Source organism: Ferrovibrio sp. (genome assembly GCF_046297895.1).
Taxonomy (GTDB): domain Bacteria; phylum Pseudomonadota; class Alphaproteobacteria; order Ferrovibrionales; family Ferrovibrionaceae; genus Ferrovibrio.
The window spans coordinates 38,397-54,936 of sequence record NZ_JBKBHC010000004.1; the positions used below are offsets into that span (position 1 = coordinate 38,397).

The 16,540-nt window shown below is 62.6% G+C and carries 13 protein-coding genes; 4 read left to right on the top strand and 9 right to left on the bottom strand.

Annotated features, from left to right (window positions below; all coding sequences use genetic code 11):
• Positions 1 to 5 precede the first annotated feature (5 nt).
• The 9 genes from ACK4FK_RS07275 to ACK4FK_RS07315 all read right to left on the bottom strand — a co-directional run bounded on the left by ACK4FK_RS07275 (position 6) and on the right by ACK4FK_RS07315 (position 10,489).
• On the bottom strand, positions 6 to 1,910 hold the full coding sequence (locus ACK4FK_RS07275; RefSeq protein WP_409743207.1) for an ABC transporter substrate-binding protein: 1,905 nt from the start codon (positions 1,908 to 1,910) through the stop codon (positions 6 to 8).
• Positions 1,907 to 3,817 carry a dipeptide ABC transporter ATP-binding protein gene (locus ACK4FK_RS07280; RefSeq protein ID WP_409743210.1) on the bottom strand — a complete coding sequence of 637 codons (1,911 nt, stop codon included), beginning with the start codon at positions 3,815 to 3,817 and terminating at the stop codon, positions 1,907 to 1,909. The genes ACK4FK_RS07275 and ACK4FK_RS07280 overlap by 4 nt, the downstream gene beginning before the upstream one ends.
• The gene (locus tag ACK4FK_RS07285) at positions 3,814 to 4,311 is read right to left on the bottom strand and encodes a hypothetical protein (RefSeq protein WP_409743212.1); all 498 of its coding nucleotides are present in this window, start codon (positions 4,309 to 4,311) and stop codon (positions 3,814 to 3,816) included. Before ACK4FK_RS07285 ends, ACK4FK_RS07280 begins: the two co-directional genes overlap by 4 nt.
• Entirely contained in the window at positions 4,308 to 5,111 is an 804-nt protein-coding gene (locus ACK4FK_RS07290; RefSeq protein ID WP_409743215.1) for a polysaccharide deacetylase family protein, read from the bottom strand. The genes ACK4FK_RS07285 and ACK4FK_RS07290 overlap by 4 nt, the downstream gene beginning before the upstream one ends.
• Entirely contained in the window at positions 5,108 to 6,262 is a 1,155-nt protein-coding gene (locus ACK4FK_RS07295) for a glycosyltransferase family protein (protein ID WP_409743218.1), read from the bottom strand. Before ACK4FK_RS07295 ends, ACK4FK_RS07290 begins: the two co-directional genes overlap by 4 nt.
• Positions 6,259 to 6,849 carry a histidine phosphatase family protein gene (locus ACK4FK_RS07300; protein ID WP_409743221.1) on the bottom strand — a complete coding sequence of 197 codons (591 nt, stop codon included), beginning with the start codon at positions 6,847 to 6,849 and terminating at the stop codon, positions 6,259 to 6,261. Before ACK4FK_RS07300 ends, ACK4FK_RS07295 begins: the two co-directional genes overlap by 4 nt.
• Positions 6,846 to 7,919: a glycosyltransferase family 4 protein gene (locus ACK4FK_RS07305; protein ID WP_409743224.1), complete on the bottom strand. Its 1,074-nt coding sequence runs from the start codon at positions 7,917 to 7,919 to the stop codon at positions 6,846 to 6,848. Before ACK4FK_RS07305 ends, ACK4FK_RS07300 begins: the two co-directional genes overlap by 4 nt.
• 78 nt (positions 7,920 to 7,997) lie before the next feature.
• Positions 7,998 to 9,236, bottom strand: a complete 1,239-nt coding sequence (locus ACK4FK_RS07310; protein WP_409743228.1) for a glycosyltransferase family 4 protein — start codon at positions 9,234 to 9,236, stop codon at positions 7,998 to 8,000.
• Between the two features lie 29 nt (positions 9,237 to 9,265).
• Positions 9,266 to 10,489, bottom strand: a complete 1,224-nt coding sequence (locus tag ACK4FK_RS07315; RefSeq protein WP_409743231.1) for a glycosyltransferase family protein — start codon at positions 10,487 to 10,489, stop codon at positions 9,266 to 9,268.
• 174 nt (positions 10,490 to 10,663) lie between these two features.
• Here ACK4FK_RS07315 and ACK4FK_RS07320 point away from each other — a divergent pair, with 174 nt between their 5' ends.
• The 4 genes from ACK4FK_RS07320 to ACK4FK_RS07335 are packed head-to-tail and all read left to right on the top strand — an operon-like array spanning position 10,664 to position 16,479.
• A complete protein-coding gene (locus ACK4FK_RS07320) occupies positions 10,664 to 13,318 on the top strand; it encodes an ABC transporter transmembrane domain-containing protein (RefSeq protein WP_409743234.1) in 2,655 nt (884 codons plus the stop codon).
• Between the two features lie 37 nt (positions 13,319 to 13,355).
• On the top strand, positions 13,356 to 13,811 hold the full coding sequence (locus ACK4FK_RS07325; protein ID WP_409743237.1) for a cyclic nucleotide-binding domain-containing protein: 456 nt from the start codon (positions 13,356 to 13,358) through the stop codon (positions 13,809 to 13,811).
• A gap of 6 nt (positions 13,812 to 13,817) precedes the next feature.
• Complete coding sequence (locus ACK4FK_RS07330; protein ID WP_409743239.1) at positions 13,818 to 14,306, top strand: class I SAM-dependent methyltransferase; 489 nt, start codon at positions 13,818 to 13,820, stop codon at positions 14,304 to 14,306.
• A 46-nt stretch (positions 14,307 to 14,352) separates the two neighbouring features.
• Positions 14,353 to 16,479 carry an NAD(P)-binding protein gene (locus ACK4FK_RS07335; protein ID WP_409743242.1) on the top strand — a complete coding sequence of 709 codons (2,127 nt, stop codon included), beginning with the start codon at positions 14,353 to 14,355 and terminating at the stop codon, positions 16,477 to 16,479.
• Positions 16,480 to 16,540: the final 61 nt, after the last annotated feature.

The following is a 16,540-nucleotide window of genomic DNA, read 5'->3' on the forward strand; positions in this document are numbered from 1 at the left end:
GTCGCTCAGGGCCGCAGCCAGAAGGTTTCGGTGCGGTAGAGACCCACAAAGGCGCCGGGATCCCAGTTGAAAACCCCTTCCTTCGGGATGTTGACCAGTTTCCTGCTGGCTACGATCGGCTGGAAGATGCCACTGATCACGCCGATGCTGAAGGTCTGTTCGGCATGGATGGTAAGCATGCGGTGCCAGATGCGTTCGCGCTGGGCCATGTCGCCGGTCGCCATCCAGGCCTCGTACAGGTCGTAGAGTTCCCGCGCCGCCGGCATGTCGATGGGGTCGCCGGACTGACCGCTGGTCTCGTGCCATTGGCCCCATTTAGGCCATTGCAGACCGTATTGGGAGGTGGGTGCGAGCTCCGCCGGATTGGTATTGGCTGTGGGCAGGCCGTTCTCCAGGCCCGCCCAGACCGACATGACGGCCTCGCCAGAGAAGATGCGGTTGCGTACGACGTCGCGCTGGCTCGGCTTGGCAAACAGCTTCACGCCAATCTTGGCCCAGTTCTCGCCGATCAGTTCCAGCACATCGGTCTGTTCGGTATCCTCGCCTGCAGTCTCCACCACGATCTCCAGTGGCCGGCCATTCGCCATCAGGCGGATGCCGTTGCCATCGCGCTTGGTCAGGCCAAGATCGTCGAGCAGCCGGTTGGCCGTGGCGACGTCGAGCGTGGCGTTGGTGGATTGATATTCTGGCCTGAACAAAGGACTGTCGGGCAGCACCGTGTTGTTGGACTCGATGGCCAGACCGAAATAGAGCGACTCGTTGATTGCCTGGCGGTCGATGGCCAGGGAAAGCGCATGGCGGAAACGCGCGTCGCGCAGCAGGGAGCGCCAGGCCGGGTCGTTCACGTTAAGATTGGGGTATAACGTGAAGTGCGAGCCCTTTGCCGTGCGCCACAGCAGTGTCTTGTACCCGGCGCGCTTCTCGTTCTCCTTCAGGAAAGTGAAATTGTTGAAGGTGACGTTGCGGAATTGCAGATCCGCTTCGCCGGCGCCGGCCTTGGCCGGAATCAACTTGGCATCGGCCTGGCTGAATATGATGCGGTCGATATAGGGCAGCTGGCGGCCGTTGGAATCGATGCGGTGGAAATAGGGATTGCGCACGGCCACGAAACGCACGGCCGGCGGCCGGGTAGACATCACCCATGCATCCAGGCCCGGCAGATCGGGATTGTCGCCTTCCACCATGTTGTCCATGCGATTGTGCAGCGCCGCCCAGTTGACGCGCTTTTCAGCGGCGGCCATGGCCGCCAGCTTCTGCGGATCGGCATATTTTGCATGGAACTGCTTGAGATAATGACCCGGGCGATAAAGGTTGAACGCCGAGGTGCCGGCGATGCGCGGCAGGAAGGCGGGGTTACGCTTCGACCAGCTATAGCGGATCGTGGTGTCGTTCAGAAATTCCACCTTGGGCTTCTCGCCATCGACCAGCAGGCTGGCGGGCGGACCGGCAGGATTGAGTTCGCGGTTGTTGGCAACGTCTTCCCAGTAATAGCGGAAATCCTCCGCGGTAAAGGGATGGCCATCAGACCAGCGATGGCCCTTGCGCAGATGAAAGGTGAAGACGCGGTCATCCTCGACTTCCAGCTTTTCGGCCAAGTCGGGCACAAAGCCATACTTTTCGTCATACACGACCAGCCGCGTATAACCGATCACATTAAGAAGGCGGACATCGCGCGCCCGTCCGATCAGGGTGCGCAGTTCGCCGCCATGCTGACCAGCCTCTTTCGGCGGCTTGAGGGCAAGGATGAGCGGCGAGGCCGGAATCCGCTCGGCTACCGGAGGCAGTTTGCCGGCAGCAACCTCTCCGGCCAGCATCGGCGTTTCCACCATTTCCGGCACCTGGGCATGGCCGCTGCCAAAAGGCATGCTCAGAATGGCGGTGAACAGGATGAGGCGGAGAATGGCCTTCATGCAACAAGATCCCGAAAATCTGCAGTATCGGCGGCACGCACGAGATGACCGCGCCCCACCTCGATCATGTGCGGCCTGCTGCCGCCATCGATAGTGAAGGGGCGTGGCCATGATTGCGGATTTGAGGCCTTGCCTTCCATCAGCAGGCGCAGGTCCAGCCGGCTCGATGGATCAGGCTTGGGCACCGCAGCCAGCAGGGCCTTCGTGTAGGGATGTACCGGATTGGAAAAAAGCTGATCGCGCGGCGCGATCTCGACCAGCCGACCGGCGCACATCACGGCGATGCGATCGGCGATGTAGTCCACCACCGCAAGGTTGTGCGAGATGAACAGATATGTCAGCCCCAGTTCGGATTTGAGATCCTTCAACAGATTCAGGATCTGCGCCTGGATCGAAACGTCGAGCGCCGAGACGGGTTCGTCGCAGATCAGGAGATCGGGTTGCAGCGCCAGCGCGCGGGCAATACCGATACGCTGGCGTTGGCCGCCAGAAAAGGAATGCGGGTAGCGGCGCAGGAATCGCGGGTCGAGTCCAACCAGGGTCATCAATTCCTTGACCCGTTCAAAGCGTTCATCCTCATCGCCGATGCCATGGATCACCAGAGGCTCGGATACGATGTCGAACACCGTCATGCGCGGATTAAGCGAGGAAAACGGGTCCTGGAAAATGAACTGCACCTTGCGCCGGTAACGGAACAAGGCGTCGTCTTCCAGGCGATGCACGTCAACCAGCTTGTCGCCGTCATGGAAGCGGATGCTGCCGCTGTCGGGCGTCATGGCCCGCATCACCAGTTTGCTGGTGGTGGTCTTGCCGCAGCCAGACTCTCCCACCAGGCCCAGGCATTCGCCGCGCAGGACCGTGAAGCTGACATCGTCGACGGCAATTGCCTGGCTGAGCTTGCCGCCGCCGAACAGCCCGCCCTTGCGCAGGGTGAAGGACTTGCTGACATGATCGACTTCCAGCAGCGGTTCGCCCGCCATGGCGCTGGCCTGCGTATTCCGGCCGCTGCGCAGCAGCGTGCCGACCTCGCCCTTGATCTCGCGGATCGGCACCAGCCGTTCACCGGGCTCCATATCAAAGCGCGGCACCGCCTTCAGCAGGGCTTTCAGGTATGGATGCTGAGGCTGCTCGAAAATGTCATGCAGGCCGCCGCGCTCCATAACCTTGCCGTGATACATCACCACGATCTCGTCAGCCATGTTGGCAACCACGCCCAGGTCGTGGGTGATCATCAGGATCGCCATGCCGAGTTCGGATTGCAGGTCCTTCAGCAGCTTCAGTATCTGTGCCTGGATCGTGACGTCCAGCGCGGTGGTCGGCTCGTCCGCGATCAACAGGGCCGGCCGGCAAACCAGAGCCATGGCAATCATGGCGCGCTGTCGGAGGCCGCCCGACAACTCGAAGGCAAAAGTGCGCATGGCGCGCTGCGGATCGGGAAACCCCACCAGTCGCAGCATATCAGTGGCCAGTTCGTTGCCTTCCGCGTCGCTGACATGGCGATGCAGTTGCAGGGACTCGGTGATCTGGTTGCCGATGGTATGGAGCGGACTGAGCGAGGTCATCGGCTCCTGGAAGATGATCGAAATGCGGCCGCCCTGAAGCTGGCGCATCTGCGGCGAGCCCTGCGGCAGGGCAGCGATATTGATGGCGGGTTGCTGCGGCTTCTGCGGGTCGCGGAAGAGGATTTCGCCGCCGGCTATGCGGGCCAGGCGAGGCAGGATGCCCATGATGGCCTGGCTGACCACTGATTTGCCCGAACCTGACTCCCCGACCAGAGCGACCGTGCGGCCCTTGGGGATCTGGAAGCTGATGCCGTCGACGGCCTTGATCAGGCCTTCTGGCAGGTTGAAATGAACCTGCAGGTCGCTGACCTCGAGGACGTTGCTGTCGGCCCGGACGTCATTCATCGGTCTGTCCCCCGACCGGCCAGACGGTCGGCATTCAGGCGTGTCGCATCGCTCAGGACAATACCATGCTGCCGGGCGGCAGCCATGGCATGCTCGACCAGCATCGGAAATCCGATCAGATCGCTGTCAGCCCGCAAGATCCCGCGTTCCCCTTCGATTGCCAGCTGCAGCCAGCCCTCACTGCGGTCCCGGCGGGTGGAATAATACCGCAGGGTCACGCTGCGAAGGCTCGACCACGGCATGACCAACTGCCGCCCCAAACCCCATCGGCTGGACCGTGCCACTCCGGACGCGTCGAGTACGATCTCGATCTGTTGGCGCCATAGCGTGATGGCGCCAAGCCAGGCCAGTAGCAAACTCAATCCGACCAACAATACGAAAATGACAGATTGGGGCGTGGCAAACAACAGCAGTCCCAGGCAGATGGCGAGCCCGATCCCGGCCCGAAGATAGTCCGGCCAGAGCCGGGCGAGGGGGTAATACAGCCGCGTCATGACGCCTGCATGACAGGGGTGGGGGGGCGGCCGACGGCTAGGGCCTCGTTCGTGCCCACCCAGCGGCTGCCCGGGTGCTGGGCCACGGTCGCCAGGAATTCCGCCGTAAAATCCCACAGGAAGGCATCGTGCCGCAGGTGGTGGGTCAGAAATCCTATCGGCTGCAGCGGTTGGCCTCCCGCGCGCATCGCGTGCAACAGCTCGGCCGCGGCTTGCAGACCGGCGGCGGCGGCAATGTGATTCTGCTGTCCATGCCAGTCGATGGGATCGATCTGGGTGTTCAGCCAGGCCAGGCCCGGCCCGGCCCAATAGCCGGGGCGGGGGGTGAACCCGGAAATCGCCCGGAAGCCAAGGTCGGCTAGGCCAGGCAGAATGTCGGGGGCGGCGCGGTTCCATGGCGGCACGAAAACCGGCAGCAGCGCGCCGCCAAATTTGGGCGCCAGCAGGCTCTGACCCAGGCGGACATCCTCTAGCTGCAGGGCGAGTGGTCGCCCGGCCGGAAACTCCGACTTCTTGGCACCGGCTGCAGCATGATTGCGATGCGCATATCCATGCTGCAGCGCAGCAATATTGGGCCGGGTGGCCAGAAAGCCGGCGAGATCATCTTCGGCCTGGGCCGGGATCACCGCCAGGGCGAGGGGTATAGCGCTGGTGGATTGCAGGTTTGCCAGCCTCTCAAGGGACGGGGTTACCTTTACGGCATCATCGTCGCGCCACCAGAAAACGGCCTGGCGGCCTTCTGCAGCCCAGAGGTCAAGCTCGGCCGTCAGGGCCGCCCAGGCAGCAGGCCCGACCGTCATGTCCGCCGATCCACGAACTGGCGCACCAGGCGGACGGTTTCGTCGGCACCATCCAGGCGGATACCCGGGCCGGGAGGTCGCGGTGCCGTCAGGGCACGGTCGATGGCGGCGGCCAGCGTGATCGGAGCCAAATCGGTCTCGCGCAATACCTGCAGCAGGCCGCGCTCGGCCAGCAGGTTGGCCCGCAGGGCCTGTTCGGTCTCTTCGCCGCCCGCAAAGGGCACCACCACGGCCTTTGCGTTACTGGCAAGGGTCTCCATCACGGTATTGTATCCGGCCTTGCTGATCGAGAGCAGGCATTGGCGCAGCATGCCGGGGAAATCCGGGCGCACGGTCTCGATGGTCACGCCGCTGCCCGCGACACGCCGCAATTCGTCCACCGCATCGGGCTTCTCGTGCGGACTGACCAGGATGCGCCATGGTTTGTCGCGTGCCAAAGAGAGCGGGCGCGCAGCCACCGCGGCGTGGAACAGCGGCATGCCGACGGCGCCGCCGCCCGCCGATACCAGCACCTCATCCCGGCCGGCCGATGTCTGCGGGATGGCATGGTTCTCGACGATGTAACCGGTGTAGTGCAACTGGCCGGCGATCCGTTCGGCCAGCGGGAAGGTCGTCTGGAACGGCACGAAGGCGGGATCGCCATGGATCAGGGCGGCGTCGTAGTAATCCTGCAGCCAGGCGATGCTGTCCAGGTCGCGCTGCGGTTTGGTGCGGTCCACCAGGATGTCACGCACCGAGCAGAACACTGCTGGTCGTTTTGCCAGCTCCTTGGCATGCGCCAGCAGCGGCAGCAGCTCGAATCTCATCGGCCGGCGGCCAAAGGGGAACAGTTCCGTCAGCAGGGCATCGGGCATGAAGCGGTCGAAGATGCTCTGCAGGCGCTGTAGGCGCATGGCGCGCCAGTCATCGGTAATCTGCGCCCCGGTTTCGTCCAGCAGGATCTTGAAGCTGGAATCCTGGGCGCGGGCCGGTGGCAGCTGCTCTAACCGTACGCCTTCCAGGCCGTGCAGGGTCGGATCGGGCATGCCGCCGGAAACCAGCAGCGTGTCCCAGCCATGGCGTGCAAAGGCGCGTGCAATGGCCGCCACGCGGTGCAGGTGGCCTACTCCAAGCAGGTGCTGCACATAAATCATCACGCGCGATGCGGTCATGCCTTCTGCTCCAGCGGAATATTGGCCGCCAGCAATTCGGGCCGACCGGTGTCAGTGATACGAAATTCCTGCAGGCAGCGCCAATCCAGCTTGATCGGCGACTTGCCCAGCATCGGCCAGTCGAAGGCCAGGCCAAGCATGGCCCGGATCACGCCTTTATGGGTGATCGCGCCGGCATCCTGCCCGGCAACGGTCAGGCGCTGCAGCCAGGGCAACAGGCGGGCTTGCACCTGGCGCGGACTTTCGCCACCTGGCGGCTGCAGATCGAGGCCGCGATCTTCGTTTTCTATGAAACCGGCGCCATGCTCGATACGCAAATCAGCGATCGTATGGCCTTCATAGCTTCCCCAATCCATTTCGATCAGCGCCGGTTCGACCAGCGGCTGGATGCCGAGCGCCTCGGCCGTCTGCCGCGCGCGCAGCAACGGACTGCTGTACCAGATGCGTTGGCGGTAGGCCTGCGGAAGGATTTGGGCCGCAAGCTGCCCGCGTCCGGCATCGGACAGAGGAATGTCGGCGCGCCCCTGCAGGCGGCCGGATTGATTCCAGTCGGTCACGCCGTGACGCATCAGGATCAGCCTAGTCATGCCGGCAGCCCCAGTGGGGCGAACGCGGCGCTCAGCCGCTGCCGGGCGGCTGTCATCGACAGATGCGCGGCGACATGGCGGATTGAGGTGGCCGCCATGCTGCGTCTCAGCTCTTTATCGCCGAGGATGCCGCGGAGTGCCGCCGCCAGGGTCTCAGGCCGGTCATCCATCGCCAGCCACCCGGTTTCGCCATGACGCACGACATCAGGCACGCCGCGCGTACGCACGGACAGCACGGGCAGGCCCGCGGCCTGCGCCTCCAGCAGCGCCATGCCATAGGCCTCATTGATCGCGGGCCAGACGTAAAGATCGCAGGCCGCGTATAGGCCCGGCAGGTCCTGGGAATCAAGCTGGCCGGTAAATCGTGCGCGGTTGCCGGCAAAGGCGAAAGCCTGCTCAGCCGTCTTGCGCTCTGGGCCATCGCCCACCAGCAGAATCTGCCATTCTGCGTCCATGCCAAGCTTCAGCATTTCCGCCAGCCGCAGGAAGGAGGCGATCTTGTCGCCGGCGCGCATCATGCCGACGGCCAGCAGCCATGGTTTTTCCGGTTCCAGGCCATGGAGCCGTTTGACGGCATCGCGATGCCTGCCGCGCGCATCGGCCGCCGCGGCAAAGGGTTCGTGGTCCAGAAAGGGCGGGAAAACCTGCACCTTGTCCGCACCTGCAAATGCAGACAGGCAAACCCGATCGAGTTCGGTGATCGGCAGCAGGATGTCCGCCGCGCGGATGGCGAGGGCGGCCTGCCTATAGCCGGCTGCCCAGGGGCCATGCTCGCGCTTGGGCGCCACCGATGGTTCGGCGATCACGTAGGGCAGATTGAAGCGGCGCTTCAGGGCAGGGCACAGGTAATCGGCGGCCTTGTGATAGACGTGATAGGTGAACAGCAGGTCAGGCCGCGTTGCCGGATCGGCTTGCCAGGCTGCGCTGAGCCGTTCGACCTCGATCGCGGCTGCCGCGACGGTCTCCGACTCGTGCCCGGAGTCGCCTTTGCGGTTGTAACTGCGCAGGGTCGATACAATATCGACCCGGTGACCAAGATCGGCCAATACCTGCATGAACAGCCGCGCCATGCGTCGATCGCCTGATGGCGCCGGATGATCTGGCGGCTTGAGCGGGGCATAAAAACCGATCCGCATGGCTCTTGCGGCCTAGGATGCCAGGCCGAAGCGGTTGGCCAGAAAATCGATGCCGGCGGTCATGCCGAAAAGGCGCCGTACCCGCTGCGCACCGGCATTGCCCAGGCGTGCCCGCAAGGACGGATCGACGATCAGGTGATTGAGGGCAACGGCCATGGCATCGGCATCTTCTGGCGGCACCAGCAATCCCGTTTCGCCGTCGACGATCAGTTCCGGAATGGCGGAGATGGCGGTCGCAGCGCAGGGCAGTGCCTGGCTCTGCGCCTCCATCAGCACATTCGGCAGCCCGTCCATGTCGCCGTCACGGTCGCGGCGGCTGGCCAGAGCGAAGATATCGGCCTCGCGATAGGCAGAGATCACCTCCTCCTGCGCCTGGGCCCCGCGCCACGCGACGCGCTCGGCGATCCCAAGCTGGGCCGCCTGCGCCTTCAAGGCCGGCAGCAGCGGCCCGCCGCCGATATGGGTAAAGCGCCAATGCAGGCCTCGTGGCAGACGGGCGAGGGCCGCGAGCAGGATGTCAAAGCCCTTTTTCTCCACGGCACGGCCTATCGAGACCAGATGCACGGGGTCGGCCGGGTCCCGGCCATCCCGCGGCGGCCGCCAGCCAGGCGGTTCGGGGAAGCGGCCGAAGTCAAGCCCGTGATACACCAGCGACACCTTTCCCGGATCGCTCAGTGCGGTGAGGTGGGTCACGTTATGAGCGGTGCAGGTCACCATCCAGCGGCAATCACCGAGTTTTTCGCGTTTCTCCCATTCCGGAGTGATCCAGATGTCGCGCGCATGGGCAGAGGCCGACCAGGGCAGTTCCAGCATCATCGCAGCATATCGCGCCACCGAACCCGGGGTGTGGATGAAATGGGCGTGCAGATGGCGATATTGCGGAGGCAATTCGGCGGCCAGCACGAGGGCCTGACCGAAGCGACGGATGCGGTTGGGTGTGCGGTCGCGTTTGAGGTCCTGACGCCATTGTTTCAGGGCGACTCGGTAGCCGGGCAGGCGGCGGCTATGCCACCAGCCGCGCAGCACACGCATAGGCTCCTGGTACAGGTACTCCGGCAGATATAGCAGGGGTGCCTTGATCAGGCCGTGCAGGGCGTGTCGTTTGGTGTCGGTAGGATGGCGCAGGGATACAATCAGGATGTCCAGGCCGCGCGCTTCCAGCGCGGCAATCTCCTGGGCAATGAAGGTCTCCGACAGGCGGGGATAGCCTTTCAGGATGAAGGCGACCGAAGGGGACGGGGACGCGGACATGACTTCTGGAAAACGCAATAAGGCGCGGATCAGCCGCGCAAGCCGACCACGTTGGACGCCGGCGCCGAGGCAGGACGCAGCCATGGCTGCACCAGACGGTCGACGTTATCCAGTCCCTCAAGCAAACCGGGAATGACGATTTCGGACGGCAGCGGCTGGCGCGGCAGGTTGCGCAGCGCATTGGCCATCACGGCAGGATCGTAGATGCCGTCATCCTCCAGCATGCGGACAAGGCCGAGCTGCTGCGCGCGGTTGGCGCGGATGAACTGCTCCATGCGCGGCCGCTTGCGGGGAACGATGATGGCGCGCTTGTCCAAGGTGAGGATTTCGCAAAAGGTGTTGTAGCCTCCCATGGCCAGTACGCCGACGGCGTTCTGTACCAGGTGTTCCATATGCGCATCGAAGGTTATGGCCTCTACGCGCGGCAGTTTGGCCACCCGGGCCAGGAAGTCGGCGCGGCGCTCGCGCTGCATGAACGGCCCCAGCACGATCAGGGCCGGGTAGGGCAGCATCTCGTTGCTTTCATAGGCCCGCAATACCCATTCGATCAGGCCTTCGCCATCGCCGCCGCCGCCCGGTGTAACAAGCAGGAAGGGCCGCTGTGTGATTTCAGGCAGTTGGTGTTCCGGCAGAGCTTCGGGCGAGAATCGCGGCAGGTATCCGGTATAGACGACCTTGCGTCGCACGCGTTCGGGCAGAGCAATGCCTTCCAAGGGATCGCAGAATTGCGGCAGGCCATAGACCCAGATCTGGTCGAACAGGCTTTTCAGCGCCGGCATGACATTCTTGCGCTCCCATTCCGGGGCCAGCGCGCTGGGTTCGTCCATCACGTCGCGCAGGCCAAGCACCAGACGGGTGCCGCCGGTCTTGAGCATCTTCATGGTTTCCAGGGCCTCGCCGCGCAGGCCCAGGGGTTCCTTGTCGACGATGAAGATATCGGGATCGAAGATCTTGGCGGTGTGCTGGATGATCTCGGCGCGGATCTTCAGCGTTTCCTCGATATCCATGGGCAGGTTCAACGAGGTGTACTGTCCATCGCGCAGTTTAATCACGCCAGGAATCCGGACGAAATCGACCCGGCTGCGGAAGTCAAAGCTGCCGATGATCGGCGAGCCTGAAAGGATCAGCACCGACATGTCCTTGTGGCGCTCGACCAGCGCATGGGCAATGGTTCGGCATCGGCGCAAATGGCCAAGGCCGAAGGTGTCGTGGCTGTAGATCAGCACACGGGTGCCGTCGCTGCGCGAAACCATTCAGGTATCCCCCTCCCCCAATGGGAGCTCAGATGCCGGGACTATGGCATAGGCCCGCAGGGCAGGCCAAGGCCCTGAGATGATAGTCATTCTTAGACCGTTCCCGTTCCGTCTCGGCGATTGGCGGGCGGCAGGCGATCGGCTAAGGTCTGGCCGGGCTAGGGGAAAAGTTCCGTGGACAAGAACCTCTATAGTTTCATCCTAAAATACAGCCTCAAGCAGCAGGTTATCATCACCGTCCTGTCGGTGATTTCATTCGTTCCGTATTATTACTATCTCAGCATGCCCAAGACGATCGTCAACCAGGGCATCCAGGGCAAGGATGTCAGCTTTCCGATCGACGTCTTCGGCCTGGGGTTGCTGAACCTCGATCATACGCATTATCTGCTGCTGCTCTGCTGCGGGTTCCTCGCCCTTGTGATCGTCCAGCAGGCTTTCAAATACGTCATCAATTATTTCCAGGGTGTGGCGGGCGAGCGCATGCTGCGGCGCCTGCGTTATGAATTATACGCGCGCATCCTGCGCTTTCCCCTGCCGACCTTCCGGCGCACCAGCCAGGGCGAGATCATCCCCATGGTGATCGCCGAGGTCGAGCCGATTGGTGGTTTCATCGGGGAAAGCTTCGCATTGCCGATCTTTCAGGGCGGCATGCTGCTGGTGATCTTTGCTTTCCTGCTGCTCCAGAATCCGCTGATGGCCATGGCGGCCGTGGCGCTGTATCCGATCCAGTTCTACTTCGTTCCGAAAATGCAAGCCAAGGTGCGTGCATTGGGGCGCGAGCGCATCAAGAACCAGCGCCGCCTGTCAGACCGGATCGGCGAAACCATCAGCGGCATACCGGAGCTGCATACCCATGACGCGGCCCATCCGATGCTGGCGGAATTCACCCGCCGCCTGAGCATCAGCTACTGGATCCGGGTCGAGATATTCCAGCGTAAATTCATGATCAAGTTTCTGAACAACTTCATTCAGCAACTTGGTCCTTTCTTCTTCTACGCCATCGGCGGGTATCTCACCATCCAGGGACATATGGATGTTGGTACCGTGGTGGCGGCGGTGAATGCCCACAAGGAAATGGGGGCGCCATGGAAGGAACTGCTCAACCATTACCAGACCCGCGAAGACGTGAAGCAGAAGTACGAGCAGGTCGTGAGCCAGTTCGAGCCGGAAGGGCTGCGCGATGCGGCGGACCAGGACGCGGAGCCGGCCGAGCCGGTTTCGCTGGCCGGGCCGGTCGCGATCTCCGGCGTATCGTTCCACGACGATCAGGACCAGCCGATTCTGGAGAATCTGACACTCAGTCTGCCCTGGCCATCGCGAGTGGCCGTGGTGGGCGACCATGGCCGCGACGAAATGCTGCAGTTGCTGGCGCGCATGCAGGCGCCAGACCGCGGCAAGGTGCTTATTAACGAGCGGAATCTGGCCGATTTGCCGGAAACCGTCGCCGGCCGGCGGCTCGCCTATGTCGGTCCGTCCAGCTACATCTTCAATACGACACTGGGCAACAACCTGTTCCTTGGCCTGCGCCACCGGCCGATGATCCAGCGCCAACTGCAAGGCGCCGAGCGTGCGCGCTTCGAACGCGAGCTTGGTGAGGCACTGGCATCCGGCAATTCGCCCTACGACCCCGATTCAGACTGGACCGATTATGCCGCGGCCGGCGCGACGGGACCGGAGGATATCGTTGAGGTGGCGATTGCAGCTCTGCGTGCCGCGGGCTTCGATGAAGATGTCTATCAGATCGGTATGCGGGGCACGGTCGATCCGCGCCGTCGCCCGGATGTGGCCGAGCGCGTGCTAGCCGCCCGCATGGCTTTCCGCGAAAAGCTGAGCAGCGGCGCGCTGGCCGATCTGGTCGAGAACTGGGATCCCGCGCGCTACAACAGCAACGCGACCGTGGCCGAAAATCTGATGTTCGGCACCGCACGCGACGCCACGTATCAGGAAGACAACCTAGCGCGCGATCCGCATGTGCTGAGCGTTCTGGATGCGGTCGGCCTGCGCCAACGCTTCCTGCAGATCGGCTACGAAGTGGCCGGCACGATGGTCGAACTGTTCGCCGACCTGCCGCCGGAGCACGAGTTCTTCCAGCAGTTCAGTTTCATTTCCTCCGACGACCTGCCCGATTACAAGGAGCTTCTACAGCGGACCAAGCCCGACGCACTGGAGCAACTGGCCGAGGCGGATCGGGTCAGGCTGATGTCGCTGCCATTCAGGCTCGTTCTGGCGCGTCACCGCCTGGGGCATTTCAACGAAGCCGAGCGCGATGCAATTCTCAAGGCGCGCAAGATATTTGCCGATACCTTGCCGGCAGGCCGGCGGGATGCGATCGCTTTCTTCGATCCAGACAAGTTCACCGTCTCGTCGAGTATCGTCGACAACATTCTGTTTGGCCGGGTTGCCTATGGCCAGGCCCAGGCCCAGGAGAAGATTGGCCACGTCATGGCCGATGTGGTGGAGCAGATGCAACTGCGCGTGCCGATCATAGAGGTTGGCATGCAGTTCGACGTGGGCATTGCAGGCGCGCGGCTGAGTGCCGCCCAGCGCCAGAAGCTCGCGATTGCGCGCGCGCTGGTGAAGCGTCCCGATTGGCTTATGCTATCGGAGGCGACCGCGACGCTCGATCCGCGCAGCCATGCCCAGGTGCTGAAGGCGGTGATCGAGGCGCGCAAGGATGCCGGCCTGATCTGGTCGTTGCAGCGTGCAACCGATTGCGAGCTTTTCGATATCGTGGTCGTGATTGAGCATGGACGGATCGCGCAATGCGGCCCTTATGCTGAACTCTGCGAGAAGCATGGTCGCTTCAAGCAGATGTTGGCTCCCGCTTGAATTTTCTGAGCGGCGCCGAGCCGATGGAGATTGGGTTATGAGCCTGAACGAAGAAGTTGAACTGCTTCGGCGGATTCCGCTTTTCGCCAAGATCGAGGCCTCGAAGCTGAAACTGCTGGCCTTTACCAGTCAGCGCCTGACCTACAAGCCCGGCGACGTGCTGTTCCGGCAGGGCGATCCGGGCGATGCTGCGTTCGTCATCATCGGCGGCGAGGCCGATGTGATGGTGGATGCTCCGGCGGGGCAATTAAAGGTGGCGCATCTCAAACAGAATGATTTCGTCGGCGAGATCGCCATCCTGTGCGATGTGCCGCGCACGGCCACTGTGATCGCCGCAACCGAGGTGACCACCCTGCGCATCGAGAAGGACCTGTTTTTCCGACTGATCACCGATTTCCCGCAGATCGCAATCGAGATCATGCGGGTGCTGGCGCAGCGCCTGGAGCGCACAACGGCCGATTTGCGGTCTCTGTCGTCCAAGCTGCAATCCTGATCCCGGATGAGTCGCCTCGATAGCTTCATCCGCCGCCTTCAGGCGCAGCGGGACATCCTGAACTGGGCCGCTGAAGCCGTTGCCGGACAGGCCGGAACCGTGCTGGAGATCGGTCTTGGCAACGGCCGAACCTATGACCATCTCTGCAGTCGGTTCGACCGTGAACGCATCTATGCCTTTGATCGCGCCAATAATGCCAATCCTCGTTCGCAACCGCCCGCCGAGCGGTTGGTGCTTGGTGAGTTTTCGGTCACGCTGTCCGCTTTTGCCAAAGCGCATCCCGATGGTGCCGTTCTGGTCCACAGTGATGTCGGCTTGGGCGACCCTGATGCCAATGCCCGTCAGGTGATCATGATGGGGCAGCTATTGCCCTCGCTGCTTGCTCCGGGCGGATTGCTGCTCAGTGATCAGAATGTCAGCAGCCCCGACCTTCTGCCGCAACCTCTACCGGTGCCAATTCCTCCCGATCGCTACTTTGTGTATATAAGGCGCTGAGGGGATCCCGAGTCCCCCATTCAAAAAGCGCCATAAGCGGGGGATCATGTCGGACGGCAAGAAACGGAAGATCGCCATTCTTGGTGGTGGCGTATCGGCATTAACGAGCGCGTTCTATCTGGCCAGCCAGCCAGGTGCGCAGGACAAATACGACATCACGGTTTATTGCATCGGTTGGCGGCTGGGTGGCAAATGCGCCACCGGACGCAACTCCGAATTCGGCAACCGCATCGAGGAACATGGCATTCATGGCTTCCTCGGCTCCTATTACAACACCCTATCGATGATGACCGAAACCTATCGGCTGCTGGATCGGCCGGCAGGGTCGCCGCTCGCCACCTTTGAGGAGGCCTTCTATCCGATCGACTCAATCCTGTGCTGGGAATTCAGGGATTACCGTTGGGTGAACTGGAAGATCACGGTGCCGCGGAACGACCTGAAGCCGTGGGAGCCGGATTCCCTGCCGACATTGCGGCACTGGATCAAGGCGCTGGTGGAATTCCTGGCCCGGATGTTTGACAGCCACGCTGCCCATATTCCATCGGCAGCACTCGAGCTGAGCGTTGCGCGTGGATTGATGAAGCGGCTCTCGGAAGAAGCCGAAGCGATAGCCCAGGGGCAGGGGAGCACGCTGCTCAAGGCGGTGGACGATTTCTGGCTCTGGTTCAAGCGGCAGGTGGAAAAGCTTGTCGAGGGCAATGACGCCCTGCGCCACCTCTACATCACGCTGGATTATTTCCTCACCATGCTGCGAGGCGTCATCAAGGATGACGTGCTGAACAAGGGCTTCGACCAGCTCGACGACGAGAATTTCTCGGAGTGGTTCGCCCGTCACGGCGGGTCCATGCTGACCATCTCTTCGCCGCTCAGCATGAATACGCCGAACCTGTCCTACCAGTATCCCGATGGCGATACGACGCGGCCGCCGGCAATGGCGGCCGGGGCCTACCTGCACTGGACTTTGCGGGAATTCGCCTATCTGGGTTCATTCGGCTGGTTGTTCGCGGCCGGCACGGGCGACACGGTGGTAGCGCCGCTTTATCTGCTGCTCAAGCGGCTCGGCGTGAAGTTCGAACTGTTCCACAAGGTGCGCGAAATCACCAGCGGGCCGAATGGTGTGGGCGAGATCGTATTCGATATACAGGCGACGCCGAAGGACAAAGCAAAAGGCTATGACCCGCTGATCGAACTGCCGCTGGCACAGTTCGGCGGCAGGACGCTTCCGGTCTGGCCCGATCGCCCGCTCTACGACCAGTTGATCGAAGGCGAAGCGATGAAGGCCGCCGGTGTGGACATCGAATCCTATTGGACGGCATGGAAGCCGGTAGCGGAAAAGCGCATCAAGGCGGGAGAGGATTTCGACACCGTGATCGCGGCGATGTCGATTGCCACCCTGCCGATCCTGGCGCCGCAACTGATGCAGGCCAACCCAAAATGGCCGCAGATGGTGGATGCAATAAAGACGGTGCAGACCCAGACGCTGCAGGTGTGGATGAAACCCACGCTGAAGCAGATGGGGCTGCCATTCGATTTCAAGAATTACGACCGCCTGATCGGCGCCACCTTCGTCAATCCGATAGACGGCGTCGCCGATTTCTCAGACTTGATACCGATGGAAACATGGCCGGCCGACAACGCGCCGCAATCGCTGCTGTATTTCTCGGGTGCCACGCCGCAATACGGCGCCCAGCCGGCCTTCAGCGACCATGACTATCCGAAACGCGAATATGCCCGCGTGAAGTATCAGGCCCAGCAGTATCTCCAGGCCTGCATGGGGGCGCTGCTGCCGAAATCGGTGACCAATGCGGTCAACCCGCCAGGCGACCAGATCGGTTTCGATTTCAGCCAGCTTGTCTGCCTCCGGAATGATGGCGCTACCCTGGGCGTGGCGCGGCTGGAGCAGCAATTCTGGAAACCCAACATTGATCCCAGCGAACGTTACGTCACGTCTCCGCCGGGCAGCACCAAATATCGGCTCAAGGCCTGGGAGTCCGGTTTCCCCAACCTCGTATTGGCGGGCGACTGGATCTACACCGGCCTCAATGTCGGCAGCTTCGAGGGTGCCTGCATGGGCGGCAAGCTGGCCGTGCATGCCATCGATCCGGCCGCGATGCCGCTGGACAAGGTCTACGGCTATCCGCTCAGCCAGGGACCGAAGGCCGAGAACCTCTAGCACTGGTTCCGCCCATCCGCCTTGGCTAGCATCGTCTGCGTTTAGCCGATGGGAGGAGGCC

What these genes read in the sequence shown, in the direction of transcription:
- ACK4FK_RS07330 (WP_409743239.1), top strand. Translation starts at nt 13,818, where the DNA reads ATGAGTCGCCTCGATAGCTTCATCCGCCGCCTTCAGGCGCAGCGGGAC.
- ACK4FK_RS07310 (WP_409743228.1), bottom strand. Translation starts at nt 9,236, where the DNA reads ATGTCCGCGTCCCCGTCCCCTTCGGTCGCCTTCATCCTGAAAGGCTAT.
- ACK4FK_RS07290 (WP_409743215.1), bottom strand. Translation starts at nt 5,111, where the DNA reads ATGACGGTCGGGCCTGCTGCCTGGGCGGCCCTGACGGCCGAGCTTGAC.
- ACK4FK_RS07295 (WP_409743218.1), bottom strand. Translation starts at nt 6,262, where the DNA reads ATGACCGCATCGCGCGTGATGATTTATGTGCAGCACCTGCTTGGAGTA.
- ACK4FK_RS07275 (WP_409743207.1), bottom strand. Translation starts at nt 1,910, where the DNA reads ATGAAGGCCATTCTCCGCCTCATCCTGTTCACCGCCATTCTGAGCATG.
- ACK4FK_RS07325 (WP_409743237.1), top strand. Translation starts at nt 13,356, where the DNA reads ATGAGCCTGAACGAAGAAGTTGAACTGCTTCGGCGGATTCCGCTTTTC.
- ACK4FK_RS07335 (WP_409743242.1), top strand. Translation starts at nt 14,353, where the DNA reads ATGTCGGACGGCAAGAAACGGAAGATCGCCATTCTTGGTGGTGGCGTA.
- ACK4FK_RS07285 (WP_409743212.1), bottom strand. Translation starts at nt 4,311, where the DNA reads ATGACGCGGCTGTATTACCCCCTCGCCCGGCTCTGGCCGGACTATCTT.
- ACK4FK_RS07305 (WP_409743224.1), bottom strand. Translation starts at nt 7,919, where the DNA reads ATGGCGCGGCTGTTCATGCAGGTATTGGCCGATCTTGGTCACCGGGTC.
- ACK4FK_RS07300 (WP_409743221.1), bottom strand. Translation starts at nt 6,849, where the DNA reads ATGACTAGGCTGATCCTGATGCGTCACGGCGTGACCGACTGGAATCAA.
- ACK4FK_RS07280 (WP_409743210.1), bottom strand. Translation starts at nt 3,817, where the DNA reads ATGAATGACGTCCGGGCCGACAGCAACGTCCTCGAGGTCAGCGACCTG.
- ACK4FK_RS07315 (WP_409743231.1), bottom strand. Translation starts at nt 10,489, where the DNA reads ATGGTTTCGCGCAGCGACGGCACCCGTGTGCTGATCTACAGCCACGAC.